Origin of the sequence: Clostridium sp. CAG:221 (assembly GCA_000435835.1) — a bacterium.
Classification (GTDB): Bacteria; Bacillota; Clostridia; order Clostridiales; family Clostridiaceae; genus Clostridium.
This window is the reverse complement of sequence record FR883404.1, coordinates 1-18,833: the sequence shown is the minus strand read 5'-3', so window position 1 is coordinate 18,833 and position 18,833 is coordinate 1. Positions and strand designations below refer to the sequence as shown.

At 27.7% G+C, this 18,833-nt stretch carries 19 protein-coding genes and 1 other annotated feature; of the genes, 2 read left to right on the top strand and 17 right to left on the bottom strand.

Annotation, left to right across the window (positions count from 1 at the left end):
* Positions 1 to 82 precede the first annotated feature (82 nt).
* The 3 genes from alaS to Q5O44_RS08475 form a co-directional block, all read right to left on the bottom strand.
* Positions 83 to 2,731 (bottom strand): alanine--tRNA ligase, encoded by a 2,649-nt coding sequence (gene alaS / locus Q5O44_RS08485; RefSeq protein ID WP_022167981.1) that lies wholly within the window; start codon positions 2,729 to 2,731, stop codon positions 83 to 85.
* Positions 2,732 to 2,886: 155 nt separating this feature from the next.
* Positions 2,887 to 3,064: a binding site (T-box leader), on the bottom strand.
* A gap of 95 nt (positions 3,065 to 3,159) precedes the next feature.
* Complete coding sequence (locus Q5O44_RS08480; RefSeq protein ID WP_022167980.1) at positions 3,160 to 4,188, bottom strand: AI-2E family transporter; 1,029 nt, start codon at positions 4,186 to 4,188, stop codon at positions 3,160 to 3,162.
* Positions 4,185 to 4,676, bottom strand: coding sequence for a PRC-barrel domain-containing protein (locus Q5O44_RS08475; protein WP_302637676.1), 492 nt, complete (start codon positions 4,674 to 4,676; stop codon positions 4,185 to 4,187). Before Q5O44_RS08475 ends, Q5O44_RS08480 begins: the two co-directional genes overlap by 4 nt.
* Before the next feature lie 173 nt (positions 4,677 to 4,849).
* Between Q5O44_RS08475 and Q5O44_RS08470 the strand changes: the two genes are divergently transcribed.
* Positions 4,850 to 5,254 (top strand): hypothetical protein, encoded by a 405-nt coding sequence (locus Q5O44_RS08470; RefSeq protein ID WP_022167978.1) that lies wholly within the window; start codon positions 4,850 to 4,852, stop codon positions 5,252 to 5,254.
* A gap of 137 nt (positions 5,255 to 5,391) precedes the next feature.
* On the opposite strand, the gene ybaK is transcribed toward Q5O44_RS08470, so the two are convergent.
* The 6 genes from ybaK to Q5O44_RS08440 all read right to left on the bottom strand — a co-directional run bounded on the left by ybaK (position 5,392) and on the right by Q5O44_RS08440 (position 9,666).
* Positions 5,392 to 5,877, bottom strand: coding sequence for a Cys-tRNA(Pro) deacylase (ybaK, locus tag Q5O44_RS08465; RefSeq protein ID WP_022167977.1), 486 nt, complete (start codon positions 5,875 to 5,877; stop codon positions 5,392 to 5,394).
* Between the two features lie 226 nt (positions 5,878 to 6,103).
* The gene (locus tag Q5O44_RS08460; protein ID WP_022167976.1) at positions 6,104 to 6,487 is read right to left on the bottom strand and encodes a VOC family protein; all 384 of its coding nucleotides are present in this window, start codon (positions 6,485 to 6,487) and stop codon (positions 6,104 to 6,106) included.
* A gap of 56 nt (positions 6,488 to 6,543) precedes the next feature.
* Complete coding sequence (locus Q5O44_RS08455; protein ID WP_022167975.1) at positions 6,544 to 7,089, bottom strand: hypothetical protein; 546 nt, start codon at positions 7,087 to 7,089, stop codon at positions 6,544 to 6,546.
* 20 nt (positions 7,090 to 7,109) lie between these two features.
* Positions 7,110 to 7,742 carry a J domain-containing protein gene (locus Q5O44_RS08450; RefSeq protein WP_022167974.1) on the bottom strand — a complete coding sequence of 211 codons (633 nt, stop codon included), beginning with the start codon at positions 7,740 to 7,742 and terminating at the stop codon, positions 7,110 to 7,112.
* Complete coding sequence (locus Q5O44_RS08445; RefSeq protein WP_022167973.1) at positions 7,729 to 8,637, bottom strand: DUF5685 family protein; 909 nt, start codon at positions 8,635 to 8,637, stop codon at positions 7,729 to 7,731. The genes Q5O44_RS08450 and Q5O44_RS08445 overlap by 14 nt, the downstream gene beginning before the upstream one ends.
* Before the next feature lie 192 nt (positions 8,638 to 8,829).
* Positions 8,830 to 9,666: a hypothetical protein gene (locus Q5O44_RS08440; protein WP_022167972.1), complete on the bottom strand. Its 837-nt coding sequence runs from the start codon at positions 9,664 to 9,666 to the stop codon at positions 8,830 to 8,832.
* Positions 9,667 to 9,861: 195 nt separating this feature from the next.
* Here Q5O44_RS08440 and Q5O44_RS08435 point away from each other — a divergent pair, with 195 nt between their 5' ends.
* Positions 9,862 to 10,635: a nucleotidyltransferase domain-containing protein gene (locus Q5O44_RS08435; protein WP_022167971.1), complete on the top strand. Its 774-nt coding sequence runs from the start codon at positions 9,862 to 9,864 to the stop codon at positions 10,633 to 10,635.
* A gap of 103 nt (positions 10,636 to 10,738) precedes the next feature.
* Here the strand turns inward: Q5O44_RS08435 and Q5O44_RS08430 are convergent, their stop codons facing one another.
* The 8 genes from Q5O44_RS08430 to Q5O44_RS08395 form a co-directional block, all read right to left on the bottom strand.
* Positions 10,739 to 13,378: a calcium-translocating P-type ATPase, PMCA-type gene (locus Q5O44_RS08430; protein ID WP_022167970.1), complete on the bottom strand. Its 2,640-nt coding sequence runs from the start codon at positions 13,376 to 13,378 to the stop codon at positions 10,739 to 10,741.
* A 72-nt stretch (positions 13,379 to 13,450) separates the two neighbouring features.
* On the bottom strand, positions 13,451 to 14,026 hold the full coding sequence (locus Q5O44_RS08425; RefSeq protein ID WP_022167969.1) for a TerD family protein: 576 nt from the start codon (positions 14,024 to 14,026) through the stop codon (positions 13,451 to 13,453).
* A gap of 20 nt (positions 14,027 to 14,046) precedes the next feature.
* The gene (locus Q5O44_RS08420) at positions 14,047 to 14,658 is read right to left on the bottom strand and encodes a TerD family protein (RefSeq protein WP_022167968.1); all 612 of its coding nucleotides are present in this window, start codon (positions 14,656 to 14,658) and stop codon (positions 14,047 to 14,049) included.
* Positions 14,659 to 14,698: 40 nt separating this feature from the next.
* The gene (locus Q5O44_RS08415; RefSeq protein WP_022167967.1) at positions 14,699 to 15,313 is read right to left on the bottom strand and encodes a TerD family protein; all 615 of its coding nucleotides are present in this window, start codon (positions 15,311 to 15,313) and stop codon (positions 14,699 to 14,701) included.
* Between the two features lie 72 nt (positions 15,314 to 15,385).
* Entirely contained in the window at positions 15,386 to 16,507 is a 1,122-nt protein-coding gene (locus tag Q5O44_RS08410) for a toxic anion resistance protein (protein ID WP_022167966.1), read from the bottom strand.
* Between the two features lie 30 nt (positions 16,508 to 16,537).
* Entirely contained in the window at positions 16,538 to 18,082 is a 1,545-nt protein-coding gene (locus tag Q5O44_RS08405) for a YceG family protein (protein WP_022167965.1), read from the bottom strand.
* 132 nt (positions 18,083 to 18,214) lie between these two features.
* Positions 18,215 to 18,373 (bottom strand): hypothetical protein, encoded by a 159-nt coding sequence (locus tag Q5O44_RS08400; protein WP_022167964.1) that lies wholly within the window; start codon positions 18,371 to 18,373, stop codon positions 18,215 to 18,217.
* Between the two features lie 203 nt (positions 18,374 to 18,576).
* Positions 18,577 to 18,714: a hypothetical protein gene (locus tag Q5O44_RS08395; RefSeq protein ID WP_022167963.1), complete on the bottom strand. Its 138-nt coding sequence runs from the start codon at positions 18,712 to 18,714 to the stop codon at positions 18,577 to 18,579.
* Positions 18,715 to 18,833: the final 119 nt, after the last annotated feature.

Sequence of the window (18,833 nt, the reverse complement as noted above, 5' to 3'; positions counted from 1 at the left end):
CTATACTTAATTATCAACATTTATTATATTTTGTATTCACTTATCTTATAATAATTATAACCTATTTTCCTGCAAATGTATACTACTTAACTAATTTTTCTATTATTTCATATGCATTTTCTACAGCTTCATTAATTTTTTCCGGATTCTTACCACCAGCTTGCGCCATATCTGGTCTTCCTCCTCCGCCACCGCCTACTACAGCTGCAACTTCTTTAATAATTTTTCCACAGTGAACACCTTTATCAAGGACATCCTTAGTTGACATTGCCACAAGATTTACTTTATCGTTCATCTTGCTTACAAGTACCACTACACCGCTTCCCATCTTATTTCTAATCTTATCTGCTAAATCTCTTAGTGCATTTCCATCAACATCTTCTAAAGCATACGCTACAGTTTTTACACCATTTATATCTTTTGCAGAATTTAAGATATCATCTTCAGCTCCTGAAGTTAATTTTGATTTAAGTTCTGCTATTTCTTTATCTTTTTCCTTTAATTCAGCATTTTGTGATGAAATTTTCTTTAATATGTCTTTTTCTGTACATTTTAATCCAGCACAAGCTTCTCTTAAAAGCCTTTGCTTATCTTCCATAAATTTGATAGCTTGTATTCCTGTTACAGCTTCAATTCTTCTTATACCAGCAGCAACTCCTGTTTCAGCTACAATCTTGAATAATCCTATTTCTCCTACATTTGAAACGTGAGTTCCACCACAAAGTTCTTTTGAGAATTCCCCTGCTGCTACAACTCTTACCTTATCACCATACTTTTCATCAAATAAAGCTGTTGCTCCACTTTGCTTAGCTTCTTCAATAGTCATAAGATTAGTTTCTACATTTGCAACTTCCATGATTTTTTCATTTACTAAATCTTCAACTTTTTGAAGTTCTTCAGAACTTAAAGCTTGGAAGTGAGTAAAGTCAAATCTTAATCTTTCATTATCTACATATGAACCTGATTGATGAACATGTGAACCTACTATTTCTTTTAAAGCAGCTTGTAACATATGTGTTGCCGTATGATTCTTAGCTATAAAGCTTCTTCTTTGTTTTTCAACAAATAAATTAACTTCTTCACTTGCACTAAAGCTTCCTTCTTTAACTTCAACATAGTGAATAATCTTTCCAGAAACATTTTTCTTTGTGTTTACAACATAAGCTTTACCATTTCTTCCTTCAATTATACCCTTATCACCGATTTGTCCACCCATTTCAGGATAGAATACAGTCTTATCAATTACTATATAACCTTTGTCTCCTGATTTTAATTCATCTACAAAAGCATCATCTGTTGCAAGTACTAGTATATTACCTTTTCCTTCAGTAGAACCATATCCTACAAACTCTGTTTCAACATCTGCCTTTATTTTATTGATTGGAGTTTCTTCACTTCCCATATAAGAAGTTTCTCCTCTTGCACTTCTTGCTCTTTCTCTTTGAGCTTCCATTTCTTTTTTGAATTCGTCATTATCAACAGACATTCCCTTTTCTTCTAGGATTTCTTCTGTTAATTCAATAGGGAACCCATATGTGTCATATAATTTAAATGCTTTTTCACCAGATAATACTTTTGATTTTTCTGCCTCTAATTCTTCAATATAACCATTTAATATGTTCATTCCACTGTCTATAGTTTCATTGAATCTTTCTTCTTCTAAAGTGATTATCTTAGTGATGTAATCTTTATTTTCAACTAATACAGGATAGTTTCCACCATAGTTTTCAACAACAGCATCAACAACTTCCTTTAAGAATAATCCTTTTATTCCAAGTAATCTTCCATGTCTTGCAGCTCTTCTTAGAAGTCTTCTTAAAACATATCCTCTTCCTTCATTACTTGGTTGTACTCCATCAGATATTAGCATAGTTACAGCTTTAACATGGTCTGTTACTATTCTTAATGAAATATCTGAGTTGCTATCTTTTCCGTATTCAACACCAGAAAGACTTGATACCTTATTTAATATGTTCTTAACTGTATCTATTTCAAATATGTTATCAACACCTTGCATTATAGTTGCAATTCTTTCTAATCCCATACCTGTATCTATATTTTTGTTCTTTAATGGACTATAGCTTCCATCTTCTTCTTTGTTGAATTGTATAAATACTAAGTTCCAGAACTCAACTATTCTATCAGCATCAGATGCAGCAACAAACTCATCAACATTAGTAACTGGAGCTAAACCTTCTCCTCTATCAAAATGTATTTCAGTACATGGACCACATGGACCAACTGTTCCAACTTCCCAGAAGTTATCATCTTTACCTAATCTAAATATTCTATTTGGATCTATATCAGTTTTAGAAGTCCATATATCATATGCTTCATCATCTTCTAAATATATAGTTACATATAATTTTTCTTTAGGAAGTTTTAATACTTCTGTTACAAATTCCCATGACCATGGAATTATATCATTTTTAAAATAATCTCCAAATGAGAAGTTACCTAACATTTCGAAGAATGTACCATGTCTTGAAGTCTTACCTACATTTTCAATATCACCTGTTCTTATACACTTTTGGCATGTAGTAACTCTAGTTCTTGGTGGTTTTTGTAAACCTGTGAAATATGGCTTTAATGGTGCCATACCTGCATTTATTAATAATAAACTATTATCATTTTTAGGCACTAGTGGAAAACTTTCCATCTTTAAGTGACCTTTTTGTTCAAAGAAACTTGTAAATGTGTCTCTTAATTCATTTGCTCCCATGAATTTCATGTAAATTACCTCCAGTTTATGAAATGATGAATTACCAATTATCAGTAATGAATTAAAGAAATATTCTTCTTTACATTTCACTAATAATCTTCTAAAATCATCATTTTTTTGTTTTTATATAATAAAAAAAGCTTTCATCTCTCACTATATTAACAGCAAGGGACGAAAACTATATTTCCGCGGTACCACCCTAATTATGCATAAAAATTATGCATCACTTAAAGTAAAATAAGCTCCAAGGTAGCTTCAATATGCAGAATAAGAAGTTTCCACCAACCACTTCCTCTCTAATATATTCAAATCATATCTACTCATCCTTATCATAGCTTTAATATATTATTGAATTTTATAAACATTTTTCAAATAATTTATACAATTATTTTATAGGAAAATTATATTGTATTTCTAGAATTCTGTCAATTATATGATTAAAATAAATAATAATTAATATCATCATATATAACTTTAATTATTACAGCTATAGGCACACATAAAATCATACCTGCTACCCCTGCAATCTTTTCCCCTAAAATTAAAAGCAATATGATAGTTACTGGATGCATACTTATACAATCCCCAGTAATCTTTGGTGCTAACAAATCTCCCTCTACTTGTTGAATGATAAATACTCCTACTAGAGCTATTATCCCTTTTGTTATGGAGGAAGTCATTGCAATAAATACAATAGGCACACCACCTATTATAGGACCAAAATAAGGTATTATGTTAACTACCCCATTAACAACTGATAAAACCAATGGCATTTTCAATCTAAGACTTATCATCAAAATAAAAGTAAGTATACCTATAATTAATGACAATATTATTTGACTTATTATATATCTACTTAAAACCCTATCTATATGAGAATTAATTTTTCTGACAATTATTCTTTTTTCTGTGGAAAAAATAAGCAATGCTTTATTATACAAAACATTTCCGTCAGCTAAAAAATAATATGCAGCTACAGGCACTATTGCAAGTCCTATTAGATTTTCTAGAATAGCAATGATATTGTCAAATAGACCTGTTGCCTCTTTAGTAAGTATGGTGTTAATCTTATCACCAATTTGAATATATGCTGTCTCAAATAGTGGTATTTGATCAAGGTCAAATTTTTCTGCTGCTAAAATAGCATAGCTTTCTAAATTATCCAACATACCTCCTATATTCCTACTTTCACTTAACAATGAAGGAACCATAAAATACATTATGGCTATGAAAGATACTATACAAAACAACACTATAATCATTGATGCTTTCTTTATAGAAAGCCTATACTTTTCCACAATATAATCTCTTATAGGCTTTAAAGTATATGAAACAATAAAGGATATAACAACTAAATTTACCACATCTCTTATTCCTTCAATATATAAATAACTTAAAACCAATACAAAAAGTATTGCTACAATTATTGCATTCTTTATTATCTTTTTTCTTTTATCTTTTCTCATTTATCTACACTCCTAAATATATGAGGTAAAGTCTTAAATACTACACCTTCATTTTCTTTATAGAGAATATAAGCTTCACATAAAATGCAATGCTTTATAAGCAAGATTTCCTTTCCTCTAAACATTCGGTCAAATATACCTGAACACATTATAATACCTCTTATTTCAAAGCTTCGCTCATCAATTATCAAATCTTCTAGAACACCTTTTAATACATTTTTCTCATTAACAATATCAATTGATTGAATTTCCTTTAGTCTCATTCCTGAAAAATTACTTACCTTTTTTGCTATCATTACATTTTCTAAGGAAATAACATCACATACGTCTATATAATTCTTTTTCTTATTTAAGCTAAAGCTATTTATAATAAATCCCGTAACCATTCCATTATAAAAATCTATAGCAATATCCTGCACTGAACCTAGATATTTTCCAGTTGCATCATATACCTTCATTAAATTGAAATATCGTGTTTTTATCATCATAAACACCTCTACATTCTTTAAGGTAAAATATAATAACCATAGTATTTGCCAATACTATGGTTATTATTACTATTTTAACAAGAATGTCAAATACTTTATTTAAAAAACTATAACTTTTCTAATTAATATGTTATACTCATTCTAATAAATTAAAAATAGAATAGGTGAAATTTATGGAACAAATATTAAATGAAATACTTAACGGAATTAACAGCTTAAGAAATGATATTAATGCTCTAAAGACAGAACACATTAAAACTAATGAAAGATTAACCACTCTTGAACTTTCTCAAGAAAAACTAAAAAAAAAATTAGATAGTGTTATAGAGCAAACTGATAATTTAATTGAAGTTAATGTGAGCGCAATAACTAAAGAAAATAGCTATGAAATAGCTAATATTACAGCAATGAATAATCTTTCTTGTAAATTAGGTGAAATAGTTAGTAAAGAAGTTAGAAATCTACTTTATAATCAGTTACAAGAATTGAAATCAGATGTTAAGTTCTTGAATCATAAAGTAGCTGATACAGAAAAAGATGTCTTTGGAATAAAGGAGCATATTAAGTTAATAAAATAATACAAGAAAATTTTTAAAATTGATACTATTGATTATGCTATTAATAGATAAAAATAACTGATATTTTATAGATCATACTTAAATGGACTGCTGATAGAATTGATATTACACAATTATTTCAACAGTCCCTTTAATAATTATTTAGTTAACTCTTCTACTTCTCCAGATACTACATTCAATAAATTATTAGGTGATATCTTTATTTGATATCCAATTTTACCTGCACTTACAATAATGTACTTTAATACTTTACAACTCTTATCTAAATATGTCTTGTAATTCTTTTTTAATCCAATAGGTGAACAACCTCCCCTAATATATCCCGTATATTTAAGCATATCCTTCACATTAATCATTTCTATTTTCTTTTCTCCTGTAATACTAGCTGCTACTTTTAAATTCAATTCTTCTGCAACTGGTATAACAAATACATATAATTCTTTGCTTGTTCCTTGAGCTACTAAAGTTTTAAATACTTCCTTCTCATCTATACCTATCTTATGAGCTACAGATATACCATCTATCTTCCCATCCTTACTTTCATACATAAGAATCTCATAATTTATTTTATTAGAATCCAAAATCCTCATTGCATTTGTTTTTAACATTTTTTCTTTAGCCATGCTACACCTCATTCTTAATATAAATCATTATATATTATACACATATTATTAGTATAGTAATTTTTCTATACTTAAATATCCAATAATTAAAGCTTTCATCATTTTTGTATGATTAGAATTAAATATTGCACTAAATATGGGATTTAGCAAAAAAACTATAGCCATATTTGCAACAAGAGATTAGATGAAGTAATAGAATTTATACATGGTAATTTTAAGAATACTACTACTTTTCATATAATTCTAATGGAAGTCCATCTGGATCATTGAAAAAGGTAAACTTTTTCTCTGTATATTCATCAATTCTTATTTCTTCAACTTGAATATTTTTACCCTTAAGCTCTTTTACAGCCTCTTCAATATCATCAACTTCAAAAGCTAAATGTCTTAATCCACAAGCTTCTGGATAGCTTGGTCTTTTTGGTGAATTAGGAAAAGAGAATAATTCTATCTGTGACTCTCCAAGCTTTAAATCCAATTTATAAGATTGCCTTTCTTCTCTATATATTTCCCTTATTATCTCAAAACCAAGTTTCTCTACATAAAATTCTTTTGATATCTCATAATTTGAGCATATAATTGCCACATGATGTATTTTATTAAAATCCATTTTCATCCTCCAAACTTAAAAAGATTAATCGAAAAAATTCAATTAATCTTTTACCATTACTTAATTTTATTGTGGATTCTCTCCATATAGAAAGTAATAATCAAAGTCATAGCATAATCATATAAATAATATACAATTGCTCCAATACCCCAATAAAACACTCCGCTAAGTAGCCTTCCACCAACTGCAATATATTTAGAAATGATCTTTTCAGCAGCTAACAATACATCTATTCCTAAAATAGCTTTTGCTAATATTACTGCCAAAATAAATATTACGTTATAATAAATAAACTTTAAAAGAATTTCCACTTTCTCTTTTCTTAATCTTTCAATAAAGTATTTTACAATACCATAGCCTCCAAAAATAAGAGTATATAAAAGCCATATATTTAATGGAATAAAAAATACCGATATAATACTAGATGCTAAATAAACCATCACTGCAGTGTTAACATCACTTCTAATTATGCATACAGGAACTATTGCTGATGCAATAGTCAACACCGAAATTGTGCTTACAGGCAATATAGATGCTGAATATAATATTATTATAGTTAGTGCTATAAGAATTCCACCTAATGTTATATTTCCCGACTTCATTTTATTCCCCCTAAATTTTTCTAACAACAACCAATTAAGTCGCCACCCATACATTCACATATGCTATCTAAACACCATAAGTTCATACAGCAATCAAATGCATCAGCATTTCCACCAGTAGTTCTATATGTATTAGTATAACTCCTAGTCCTCATTCTTAGATTGTTTAAATTTTGTCTGTATTCAAAATTATTTGGATCCATTCTGCAAGCAGTTTCTAAATTATTCATAGCTGCGTCAAACCAACCTTTATTTAACATTACCATTCCATATAGGAAATACCATTCTGCATTTCTATTACTTATACCGTTTAATCTGCTTTCTGCAGCAGCATTATTACCACTTTGTATCATTCTTCTTATTTCAGCATATTGTGCTACATCAGAACCATAGCTTCCTCCATTATTATATGAAGTATTACTACTGCTATTATAAGAACTGCTGCTACCATAAGAAGTATTGCTACTTCCAGAAGTATTTTTAAGCATTTCATAAGCTCTATTTACTTCTGCAAGCTTTTCTTCTGCCAAATCCTTTAATGGATTATCAACGTATTGATCTGGATGATATTGTTTTACTAATTTTCTATATGCTGATTTTATTTCATCCTGGCTCGCTCCAGGTTTAACTCCAAGCACTTCATATGGATTCATTTTTACCACTCCTCTTATTACATTCACATTCAGTAGTTATTTTCGTGTACTTGTCCATCATACCTAAGCTTATAATATTTTCTAATATTTCTTTGTTACGTTTAATAGGAAGATTTTCTAAAGCATTCCTACATGTATATCCACAATTGAAAATTGTAAACTCCATTCTATCCCTTATTTCTTCCATTAGCTCTTCATATGTTTTACTATCAGTATTATACAAGTAATCAATAGGATTGAATTTATTTTTTTCCATATCCTCTTTTAAATCATCTAGAGCATCAATAAGATATATCCATTTTCCTAGTGAATATCCTAGTTCATATAAATTACCTCTTACTTCTTCACTATCACCTTCAAATTTTTCAGGGTATAAATTTAATATCTTCCCTACAATTTCACTAAAGGGATGAGCTATTTCATCAATAGACGAAAACTTCTTTTCAACTTCTAAATATGATAATTTCTTCAAATTTTCTTCTATTATATCATTTATCATTGTAACATTTCTGTTAAATTTACTCTTATATGACGATAATATCATTGAACTTACTTTACTTTTTATACTCTTATCATCAGCAACATCATCTAATAATTTATAATATACAAGGGAAACATTCATTGCTGCAGCATAAGCTAAAGCTTTATTGTTAATTATCATAGGCTTCTTCTTTAATGGATGAGCTATGCATCTTTGTATCTTTAGCTCCCTTTCTTCTTTATGTAATCCATCTAGCAGCAACCCTAAAAAAGTCATATCATAATTTAGCGACATTCTTGGTATATTACCAAAATTTTCTTTTATATGCATGCATATTCCACAATAATAACTTTTAAAAGATTCATATTCCCTTATCTTTAATTCTGGCTTAAGCGGAGTAACATAACCAAACAAAAAACCACTCCTTAAAATATTTTTATAGTATACATTAAATATCCTTAACATATTTTAGATATATTATATACTAAAGAACCATTTTAATAAAATATTTTTATTATTTATCTACCACAATGGTTTTACAAATTAAATATTATTAAGGAAGATTTTTATGAACCACTTATTGTTAGTATTAAAAACATTACCTATTTAAAACATAGAAATTTGATAATTTTCTTTAATGGCATTAATACTTTTCTCTTTTCCCTTATCCTTTACTATAACTTTAAATTTATTTACTTTTTCAGATTTATTATCATTTTCATCACCATTAATAAAATTATCAATTTTAAAATTTCCAATACCTTTAAAACTAATTTCATTTAAATTATATTTTTGAAATAATATTTCATTAAAAAAGTTATCACTTTCATCATTTGTTTTTTCTTCAAAGAGTATTATTTCATTTTTTATATCATCTAACATAATTAAATGCTTATAATCATAATCTACAAAACTATATAAATATCCATGATTACTTTCACCTTGTATCTCTTTAAATAACGGAACTTTTACATTTACCACTTTAATATACTTTATATTTTCAGCATTAAAGAATATGGTTTTCTCCATTCTATTTAATTTATGTATATCATCTATATAATCAATGGCTATTTTTTCACCATCTTTAAATTCAAAATATAAATCAGTATATAATCCATTTTTAAATCTATAATTTATTTCTCCATAAATTTCAAAATTATCTTTAAGCATTTTCTCATAAAAAACTCTTTTGATCTTTTTTTGACTTACACTTTCCTTTAGTGCTTTACAAATTCCTTTGCCATTGTCATGAACATGAGAAAAATAAGGCTTTATTACTTTCCCATAGTTGAACCTTAGTTTTTCTCCACAATAATCACAAATCAGCTTACCCTCACTGCCTGCATTTTTTAACAATTGCACGTGTTCAGAAGATATTTGTTCATTTTCATCAAAAAAATCAAATATATAAATAATTTTATTATCATACCTGCACTTATCCACGCAAATCAACCCTTTTACCTTTTTTATTATAATTATACATTTATTACCACAAAACTTCAATATTATCTAATTATTTTCATCTTAAAAACTAATTCCCCATTATAACTTTTATATGATAGAGGACAATCATATTTCCATTACATATAATATAAATATAAAAATCCCTTATATTTATAAATTAAAGGAGTAAAATATATGGAAATTACTTTAAATGATAAAATTTATAATGTAACTCCTGAAGACTACTCCATAGAAAGTATTATAGTTTTTGGATCATTTATTCGTGGTGATAATAATATCCATAGCGACATTGATTTTTTAATAGTAATCGATAACTGTTCCTATAATGAAAAATTAATAACTAAACTTAATATTGCTGAAGAAATGCAAATTCCTCCTTCATGGATATCAATTTATACTACCGATGAAATTTATGATTTATGCTTATATGGCGATAGTTTTCTCTGGAGTATCAAGCTAGAAGGTTTAATCCTTTATTCTCGTAGCGGTTTTTTCGAATACTGCCTATATAATCTTAGACTATATACCAACATGACTAATGATATTGCTTCAAATTATAAGAAGTTAAGAAACATATCTTATGACTTTAATACTAAGACTGTTTCAAAAGCTACCTTAATTAAGCGAGTTGGCTATATAATCCGTAATACACTAACGATTTTAGCTTATACTGCAGGAGTAATAAATTACAATAAATATGAGGTATATGATATATGTAAAAGCATACCTGGCTTCTATATTCCATTTTCCAAAGAAAGCTACTTTAAATTGCTTGATATAAAATCATATATTAAAGATAATAGTCTTGATGCTGATTCAATTCCTAATTTCCATCAGTATATCAAATTATGGATAAAAAAAGCTTTCTTACTTGTAAGGTCTTCATATTATAAAATTATTGCGCTGACATCTAGAGGTTTTTCCAGCCCATTTATCGATTACCTATAATATAAAATATAATTATGAACAAAATATATAAATATTTTCAATTGAAAATTAATAAAAAAGACTATCTCAAAAGAAATAGTCTTTTTCATTAATTTATTTTCAGTTATACTGCTTCAACATTATTTTCATATGTTATAGATTTTTTAGATGATTTCATTATTATCTTTCTTAACATATCTACCGGTATCATTGTCAATGACATAACTATAATAATTAACCATCCTTTAATTCCAAAAGGTGTACATGAGAATATTTCCCCACCTACAAATGTTAAAATTATTTGAACTAAAACAATTGTTAACATTACCTTTATAAAACCTTTATTTTCTTTTATGTGGTCAAATATATTAATACCTTCACTACGTACATTAAATCCATTGGCCACAGCAGAAAAAACAAACATTGAAAAATATGCAGTTAAGTGTTGTCCTTCATTTTCAAAGAATTCTTTAAAGAACGGAAGCTTTAAGAATGCAAAACTTATTACTCCAAGCCATGCCCCTGCACATAAAACTTGAGACATCATGTTTTTATTCACTAAACTTTGAGTTCTTGATTTAGGTTTTTCACTCATATATTTCTTTAAAGCTGGCTCAGCTCCTAAAGCTAAAGCACCTAATCCATCCATAACTAAGTTTATCCATAAGATATGTGTAATCTTTAATGGCTCTTCAACACCAAAGAAAGGCGAAATAGCTGATACTGCAACTGCTGCTACATTTATAGTTAATTGGAATTTAATAAACTTTAATATGTTATTATAAATAGTTCTACCATATAAAATAGCATTTTCTATAGATTTAAAATTATCATCTAAGATAACTATTGAACCTGCTTCTTTTGCAACATCAGTACCTGATCCCATTGCAAAACCAACGTCTGCTCTCTTTAATGCCGGTGCATCATTAACACCATCACCAGTCATACCACAAACAAGATTTAGCTCTTGTGCAATTCTTACCATTCTTGATTTATCTGTTGGTAATGCTCTTGCAATAACTCTTATCTTTGTAATAACAGCTTTTATTTCATCATCAGTCATCTTATTTAATTCTTCAGAAGTAAATGCTAACTCATCATCGCTCTTAATTAATCCACTATCTTTTGCTATAGCTACAGCTGTTTCTTTTCTATCACCTGTAATCATAACAACTTGTACACCAGCGTTTTGTACTTCTTTAATTGCTTGTTTTGCTTCTGGTCTTACATCATCTCTTATTCCAACAAAACCTACAATAACTAAATCATCTGGTAATGTATCTTCAACCAATTCACTTTGAGAATAAGCAAATGATAAAACTCTCATTGCTTTATCAGCTAATGCATCTATTTTAGCATTTAATTTATCTTTATCTATTTGTACTACTTGTCCATTTTCATTGATATACTTAGTAGCCTTACCAAGCAATCTTTCTGGCGCACCTTTATATACTGTAACATTTTCAAGCTCAGCACCTGAATATTTATTAGCAGAGTTAAAACCTTGACTCTTAATGACTTTTATATCATTTAATGAGTTCATTTCATTTTTACCTAAAAACTTTAATAAAGCTTTATCTGTAGCATTTCCACCTATAACTTTATCATTATTATCAAACATAGCACCTGTATTTTTTCCAATACAAAGTCCCATATATTCTTTTATATAATTGCTAGATTGATAGCTATCCTTTAAATCTCCATCAAAAAATTCAACTACTTCTAGCTCACCTTTAGTAATTGTCCCTGTCTTATCAGAAAATAGTATGTTTAATGAACCAGCTGTTTCAATACCTATAGGCTTTCTTACCAATACATTATTTTGCAGCATCTTAGAGGTATTTTGCATTAAAACAATGGCAATCATTAATGGAAGTCCTTCTGGAACAGCCATAACTATAATAACAACTGCTAACATTAAAACTTCTAATAAGTCTTTAAATACATACATCATACCAAGATCAAAATATGGAGATACTCCTCCAGCTACTATAACTTTATGAATCATTAAAGTTATTGCAATAACCACTGCTCCTATATATCCAAACTTTGATATACTATCAGCTAATTTAGAAAGCTTAACTTTTAATGGGCTTTCTACATCATCATCTTGCATGTCCTTAGCCATTTCACCCATCATAGTCATCATACCAACTTTTTTGACTTCTAGTACACCTTCACCATTTACCACAACAGCACCTCTAAATAAAGAATGCTTGTCTACAAATGTATCTCCAGTAATAGCAACTTCTCTATAAATAAAGTCATTAGGAATAGCATACTTCTTACACTCTTCTGATTCTCCATTAAGTGCTGAATTATCTACTGCAATTGCTCCTGAACACAATACTCCATCTGCTGGAATCTTATCTCCACTTTGTATGATAATTCTATCACCTACTACAACATCATCTACTTCTATTTCAACTATTTTACCATTTCTATAAACTTTACAAAGTTCTTTTTTAGTTCCATCTTTTAATTTTCTATATTCATTATCACTGGACATTTCAGTTTTAGCTGATATACCTGTAACTAATAATACAGAAATAACTATTCCTATAAGCTCTCCCCATTCAGCATAGCCTAAAAAAGCCATAATAGCCATTATACACGCAATGGCTAATAGTAATTTTATCATTGGGTCTCCAAATGCATCTTTAAACTTATCTAGGAATGTTTCTGGCTCTGCTTCAATTATTTTATTATCACCAAATTTCTGTCTACTTTCTAAAACTTCTTCATCATTTAATCCATGCAACACTTTACTTCCTCCTAGTTCTTAAAAATATGTAAAACTTTACTTATTACTTGGTTAACTATTTAATAATTATAGTTATCTATAGCTATTATATAACTCTTGTATAGATGCTTCCAAAGCTTCACTTACAACTTTAAATTGCCATTCACCATTTTCTTTACGAAGCTCTGCAAATTTAACACAAGTATTATTACCTGCATCTTCAGTTAAATTATATCTACATATCTCCTCATATGATTTATCTTCATTTAATAGTCTAACATAAGCATTTTTCACCTTTGAAAAAGACTGCTTTCTTGCTTTTCCTTCATATATTGTAACAGCAAACATTATTCTACAACATCTTGTTGGAAGATTATTTAATGAAACTGAAACTCTTTCATCATCGCCATCTCCATGACCTGTTAAGTTATCTCCATGCAGAAATATTCCATTATTTTTTTTATTACCAAAATAGACCATTCCATCTTTAGCTATTAGCTTTCCACTTTCATCTAAAAGTAACGCAACTAAATCTAAATCGAAATCTTTACCTAATCCAAAAAAACCTTTTTTTGCTACATCCCAACCTGCTGCTAAAATCACATTTTTTAAAGAAGGATCCTTTTTAGTTAAATCTAATATATCATTTTTTTGTAAATTTAATAACATCCTCAATTCTCCTTTATCTATTATGCATATAATGCTAAAATACCATTTAAATCAGCTATACGTCCTTCACCAACAGCTTTAAATTCCCATTCTGAACCTGCTTTATATAATTCAGCAAATATAACTGAAGTACTAGTAGAACCATCTTCCTTTAAATTGAATCTACAAAGTTCTTTTTCATTATTTTCTGCATCTAATAGTCTTACATATGAATTGTCTATCATTCCAAATGTTTGTCTCTTAGCTTGTGCATTATGTATAGTAACTACAAATGCTATCTTTGCTATATTAGAGTCAATTGCTTGTAAGTCTATTAATATTCTTTCATCATCACCATCACCAGCACCTGTTCTATTATCTCCACCTAGTGTAATTCCTTGTCCATTTGGATTGTTAAAGAAAATTACATTAGATACAGTGTTGAACTTATTATTACTATCTAACAAAAATGCTGCAATATCTAAATCAAAATCTGCTCCATTTCTTGATATATCCCAACCAGCACCTAAAATTACTTTCTTTAATCCTGGATTTTTCTTAGTTAAATCTAATATATCATTTTTTTGTAAATTTAAAACTGGCATTGAATCATTATTTGACATACCAAAATTTCCACCTAAATTAATTCCCATAATTTTTTCTCCTATATATATATTTTTTTTACTTATTTATTTACATGTAAAGCGATAAAATACCATTTAAATCTGCCATTTTCCCTTCGCCTACAGCCTTAAACTGCCATTCAAAACCATCTCTAAATAGTTCGGCAAATATTACTGACGTACTAGTAGAACCATCTTCTTTCAAATTAAACCTACATACTTCTTTTTCATTATTTTTAGCATCTAATAATCTTATATATGAGTTTTCTACCATACCAAATGTTTGTCTCTTAGCTTGCGCTTCATGAATTGTAGTTACAAAAACTATTTTTGCTATATCACTTCTAATTTGTGATAAATCTATAGTTATTCTTTCATCATCACCATCACCTGCACCAGTTCTGTTATCTCCTTCAAGGACAATACCTGGAGCTTCCATATTATTAAAGAATATAACATCTTGCGGTATATTCTGTACTTTACCATTGCTATTTAATAAGAAAGCAGCAATATCTAAATCAAAATCATAACCATTCTTTGCTATATCCCAACCTGCTCCTAAAATTACTTTTTCTAAGCCTGGATTTTTCTTAGTTAAATCTAAAATTTGATTTTTTTGCAAATTCAACGCATTAACTACTTCTCCACTTCTGTTTCCCATCATAGATCCTAAATTAATTGCCATATTCAATGCACCTCTTTTCTTTCTCCTCTTTATGTAGTATATATTACCACTTTAAGAATTAATTTTCAACCCTTATAAGGAAATACTTTTTTTCATTGTCATTTTTATACTTTCAAGCTTAGTTGTATTTTCTTTTCTTGCTAATGCATTGCTTTGTTGTATAGCTTTTGTTTCTTCAATACCTCTCATTATTGTTTCATATGATTTTTCTAAAGTTTCAATGGCAACAGAGCTACTTGAAGCCATTTTAGCTATTTCTACTGATTGTCTAGAAGTATTAGCTGCATTTCTCATGATAAGTTCATTTGTTTTATCATCTAACTGCTTTAATGACTTAGCTTGAATTTGTTGTCGCTTTAATAAAACTGCTTGTGCAAGGCATTGTTTAAAAATAGGAAGTGTTACAATAAATGAAGAATTTATTTTTCTCATTAAATTAAAATTAGACATTTGCATGCTTTGTAACATTGGAGCGGCTTGTATTGCTACATTTTCAGCAATTCTTAAATCATATATACGTTGGTTTAACATCTCTTTACACATTTCAAGCTTTTGTACCATCATATTCTTTTCCTCTTCACTGATAGTATTATTTAGAGGAATTTGATAAATGTATTGTTCAACTTCTTCTAAAGCTAATTCTCCTGCCACTATATATTTTTCCAATTCTTGATAATAAGCCATGTTGCCATCATATAATCTCTTCAATTTATTATTTGATTCCTTAATATCGCTTTCATATTTCTTTAATAATACATAAACCTTTTCCACTTCATATCCCATGGTGTCATATTTTTGGAATAATCTAGCTATAGTATTTCCTGCACTTTTGAAAATCTTAGAAACAAAACTTTCTTGTTTTATATTTTTAATTTCTTTAACATCAAACTTATCCATTATTTTTGTTAAATTAACTAACATTTCTGTTGTTTCCTCAGCTTTTATTTCCTTCATAGAATTTAAAAGTTCATCAGAAATTTTTGATATATTTTCACTAGCTTTTTGACCAAATTGAACAATTGAATTTGGATTTTGTACTTCTATTTCACTTGTAAGATCTTGTACTTCCTTAAGAGACCTTAATCTTTCTTTATATTCTTCTAAATTATTAGTGATCTCCGCCATGCTATTTTCAGTAGCAAACATAGTGTTATCAGTCATATTCATCATGCTATTAAAATTATTTCCATTCACTATTATTCTCTCCTTACTTTCTTTTATTAATTACTTATTCATAATCCTTGAAAAAAAGCTTTGCTTATAATTTATTATCTCATCAAATTTACAATCATAGCGTATTTCTTCTAATCTATTAATAACAATCTTATTCTCCTTAATATATTTATTTATATTGAAAGATCCTGATGGATTAAAAATAACTATATCAATACCTATATTATGTAAATAGCATAATAAGATAACCATCCATTCATTAATAGTATCTTCACCATTTAAATAAATAACTATCTTTGGTATAGAAAAAACAAAATCGAAATTATCTATTATTCTTATTATGCTTTCATTTAGATATAAAATTAATGCTAAAAGCTTTAAAGATAGCTTTTTATCAAAACTCATCTTTAATATCTTATTTTCTTTAATAAACTGGTTAAACTTATTTAATAGTAAATCTTGCAACTCTTCATTATACTTTCCTAATGTATAAACTCTACTCTTTTTTATTTCTTCCACATCAAATGTACCATCACTTAACTGACAAAACATTAATTCGAACATATCATTAGATACTGATATATCTCTGGAAATATTTCCTCCATTAAAAAACAATGTATTTGGTGCATTTAAACAATGTTTTAGTATTTTCTGATTTTCAGCAATACTGCAATACTGTCCATCAATTTTATAAAAAATGCTTGGAACTGTAACTACCATATCTTCAACTTTAAATCCTGGTCTAAGCTTAGCTGGTTCATTCCAATAAATATATATATCTTCTAAAATTGTATCTAGTAATACACTTTTAGTAAATCCTTTTCTAAACTGCCATGGTTTATACATTCCTGTATTAGAAAATAATTCTTCATGAATACTTTTTTCAATTTGCTTTGCTACTGTTTCAATAACTTCTATTTCATGACCTCTATGAGCCTTAATATTAAAACTTTCAAGATCTGTAATGCTATTTTCCACATAACATTTACTTAAATTATCAGTATCCACCTCAGTCCAGTGCCCTTCTTTTAAAGGATTTAAATATAAAACATCAAATCCCATCTTATAAAGCATTATTAAAAAATATATTTCATGTTTATTTATCTTTCCATAATATATACATTTAGGATTAATGGAATTTTTATAATCCAGATTTTTAATCCATGAATATGCCCATACTATAAGTTTAGTTATAAAATTATTTCTTACGGAATCATTAAAGAAATTTTCGTTTTTTACAGATAATTCAATTACATACTGTAAAGCCTCTAAAAAAGCTGTATTTATTGCTAAATCATCAAAAATAACTATTTCTTCATTAACTATATTAAATATATTCATAGAGTTAAGTTCATTATAAATGTATTCAATAAGCTCCATTTCACCGTTTAAAGGTATCTCACCATCAAAAATTAATGATACATTGCTATTTTCATAACATTTTTTATTTAATGTACTAAGAATATTATCATAATTTTCCTTATTACTTACACCTATAATTCTGTTAAAATATGAAGCAAATTGGCCATTTATATCTGTTCTACTGTATTTATCCATAAACATATTCTGAATTATCCCTAATAAATCAACAGCCATAATTCACCACCTCATAATATCATTTATGTATAATTTATAATTTATCATATATCACTTTTATTATACAATCTTTAAAAAATAAAAAAAACAATAATTAACTCTATAAAAGAATTAATTACTGCTTTTTTTATTTCAAGCTTCTTTTTTACATTTTTTATTATTTTTTTCATACATCATCATATCAATTATTAACTTGATTTTATTTTGAGATTTGGTGAATTCATCTTCAATCTTGTTAATCGTTTCCATTTTCTTGTGATATTTCTCTATAATCTTTTTATTATTAATCATATCAATCACCCTCTTTAATTCTAACTATTATATATTATTATCAAAAGTTTAATTATATGAATTAATTTATATATTTAATCAAAAATTTTTACTACAACCATATTTATTTAATTCTTCATTTTATGTTTATTATCCTTCTAAAAATTTTATTTTTTAAAAACTAAATTAAAAAAGCTGAAAAATACTTTTCCAGCTTTTCCTATCTAATTTTTAGATAATTCATTGATAACATCTGCCATCAATTTTAATTTTAAATGAACTCTTGTACCTTCATCATCTATTTTATTTATCTTATCTACCTTTGCCATATATTTTTCTTTCATTCTTTCTGTGTATTCCATAATAACTTCCTCTCTTATATATATTTACGATTATTATTTGCCATTTGTACTAAAATTTATGCAGTACAAAAGTGGCTGACGCCACGCTTCAGCGAAGAAAGCAACTTTTGTTAGCCAAC

What these genes read in the sequence shown, in the direction of transcription:
- alaS (WP_022167981.1), bottom strand. Translation starts at nt 2,731, where the DNA reads ATGAAATTCATGGGAGCAAATGAATTAAGAGACACATTTACAAGTTTC.
- Q5O44_RS08480 (WP_022167980.1), bottom strand. Translation starts at nt 4,188, where the DNA reads ATGAGAAAAGATAAAAGAAAAAAGATAATAAAGAATGCAATAATTGTA.
- Q5O44_RS08475 (WP_302637676.1), bottom strand. Translation starts at nt 4,676, where the DNA reads ATGATGATAAAAACACGATATTTCAATTTAATGAAGGTATATGATGCA.
- Q5O44_RS08470 (WP_022167978.1), top strand. Translation starts at nt 4,850, where the DNA reads ATGGAACAAATATTAAATGAAATACTTAACGGAATTAACAGCTTAAGA.
- ybaK (WP_022167977.1), bottom strand. Translation starts at nt 5,877, where the DNA reads ATGGCTAAAGAAAAAATGTTAAAAACAAATGCAATGAGGATTTTGGAT.
- Q5O44_RS08460 (WP_022167976.1), bottom strand. Translation starts at nt 6,487, where the DNA reads ATGGATTTTAATAAAATACATCATGTGGCAATTATATGCTCAAATTAT.
- Q5O44_RS08455 (WP_022167975.1), bottom strand. Translation starts at nt 7,089, where the DNA reads ATGAAGTCGGGAAATATAACATTAGGTGGAATTCTTATAGCACTAACT.
- Q5O44_RS08450 (WP_022167974.1), bottom strand. Translation starts at nt 7,742, where the DNA reads ATGAATCCATATGAAGTGCTTGGAGTTAAACCTGGAGCGAGCCAGGAT.
- Q5O44_RS08435 (WP_022167971.1), top strand. Translation starts at nt 9,862, where the DNA reads ATGGAAATTACTTTAAATGATAAAATTTATAATGTAACTCCTGAAGAC.
- Q5O44_RS08425 (WP_022167969.1), bottom strand. Translation starts at nt 14,026, where the DNA reads ATGTTATTAAATTTACAAAAAAATGATATATTAGATTTAACTAAAAAG.
- Q5O44_RS08420 (WP_022167968.1), bottom strand. Translation starts at nt 14,658, where the DNA reads ATGGGAATTAATTTAGGTGGAAATTTTGGTATGTCAAATAATGATTCA.
- Q5O44_RS08415 (WP_022167967.1), bottom strand. Translation starts at nt 15,313, where the DNA reads ATGGCAATTAATTTAGGATCTATGATGGGAAACAGAAGTGGAGAAGTA.
- Q5O44_RS08405 (WP_022167965.1), bottom strand. Translation starts at nt 18,082, where the DNA reads ATGGCTGTTGATTTATTAGGGATAATTCAGAATATGTTTATGGATAAA.
- Q5O44_RS08400 (WP_022167964.1), bottom strand. Translation starts at nt 18,373, where the DNA reads ATGATTAATAATAAAAAGATTATAGAGAAATATCACAAGAAAATGGAA.
- Q5O44_RS08395 (WP_022167963.1), bottom strand. Translation starts at nt 18,714, where the DNA reads ATGGAATACACAGAAAGAATGAAAGAAAAATATATGGCAAAGGTAGAT.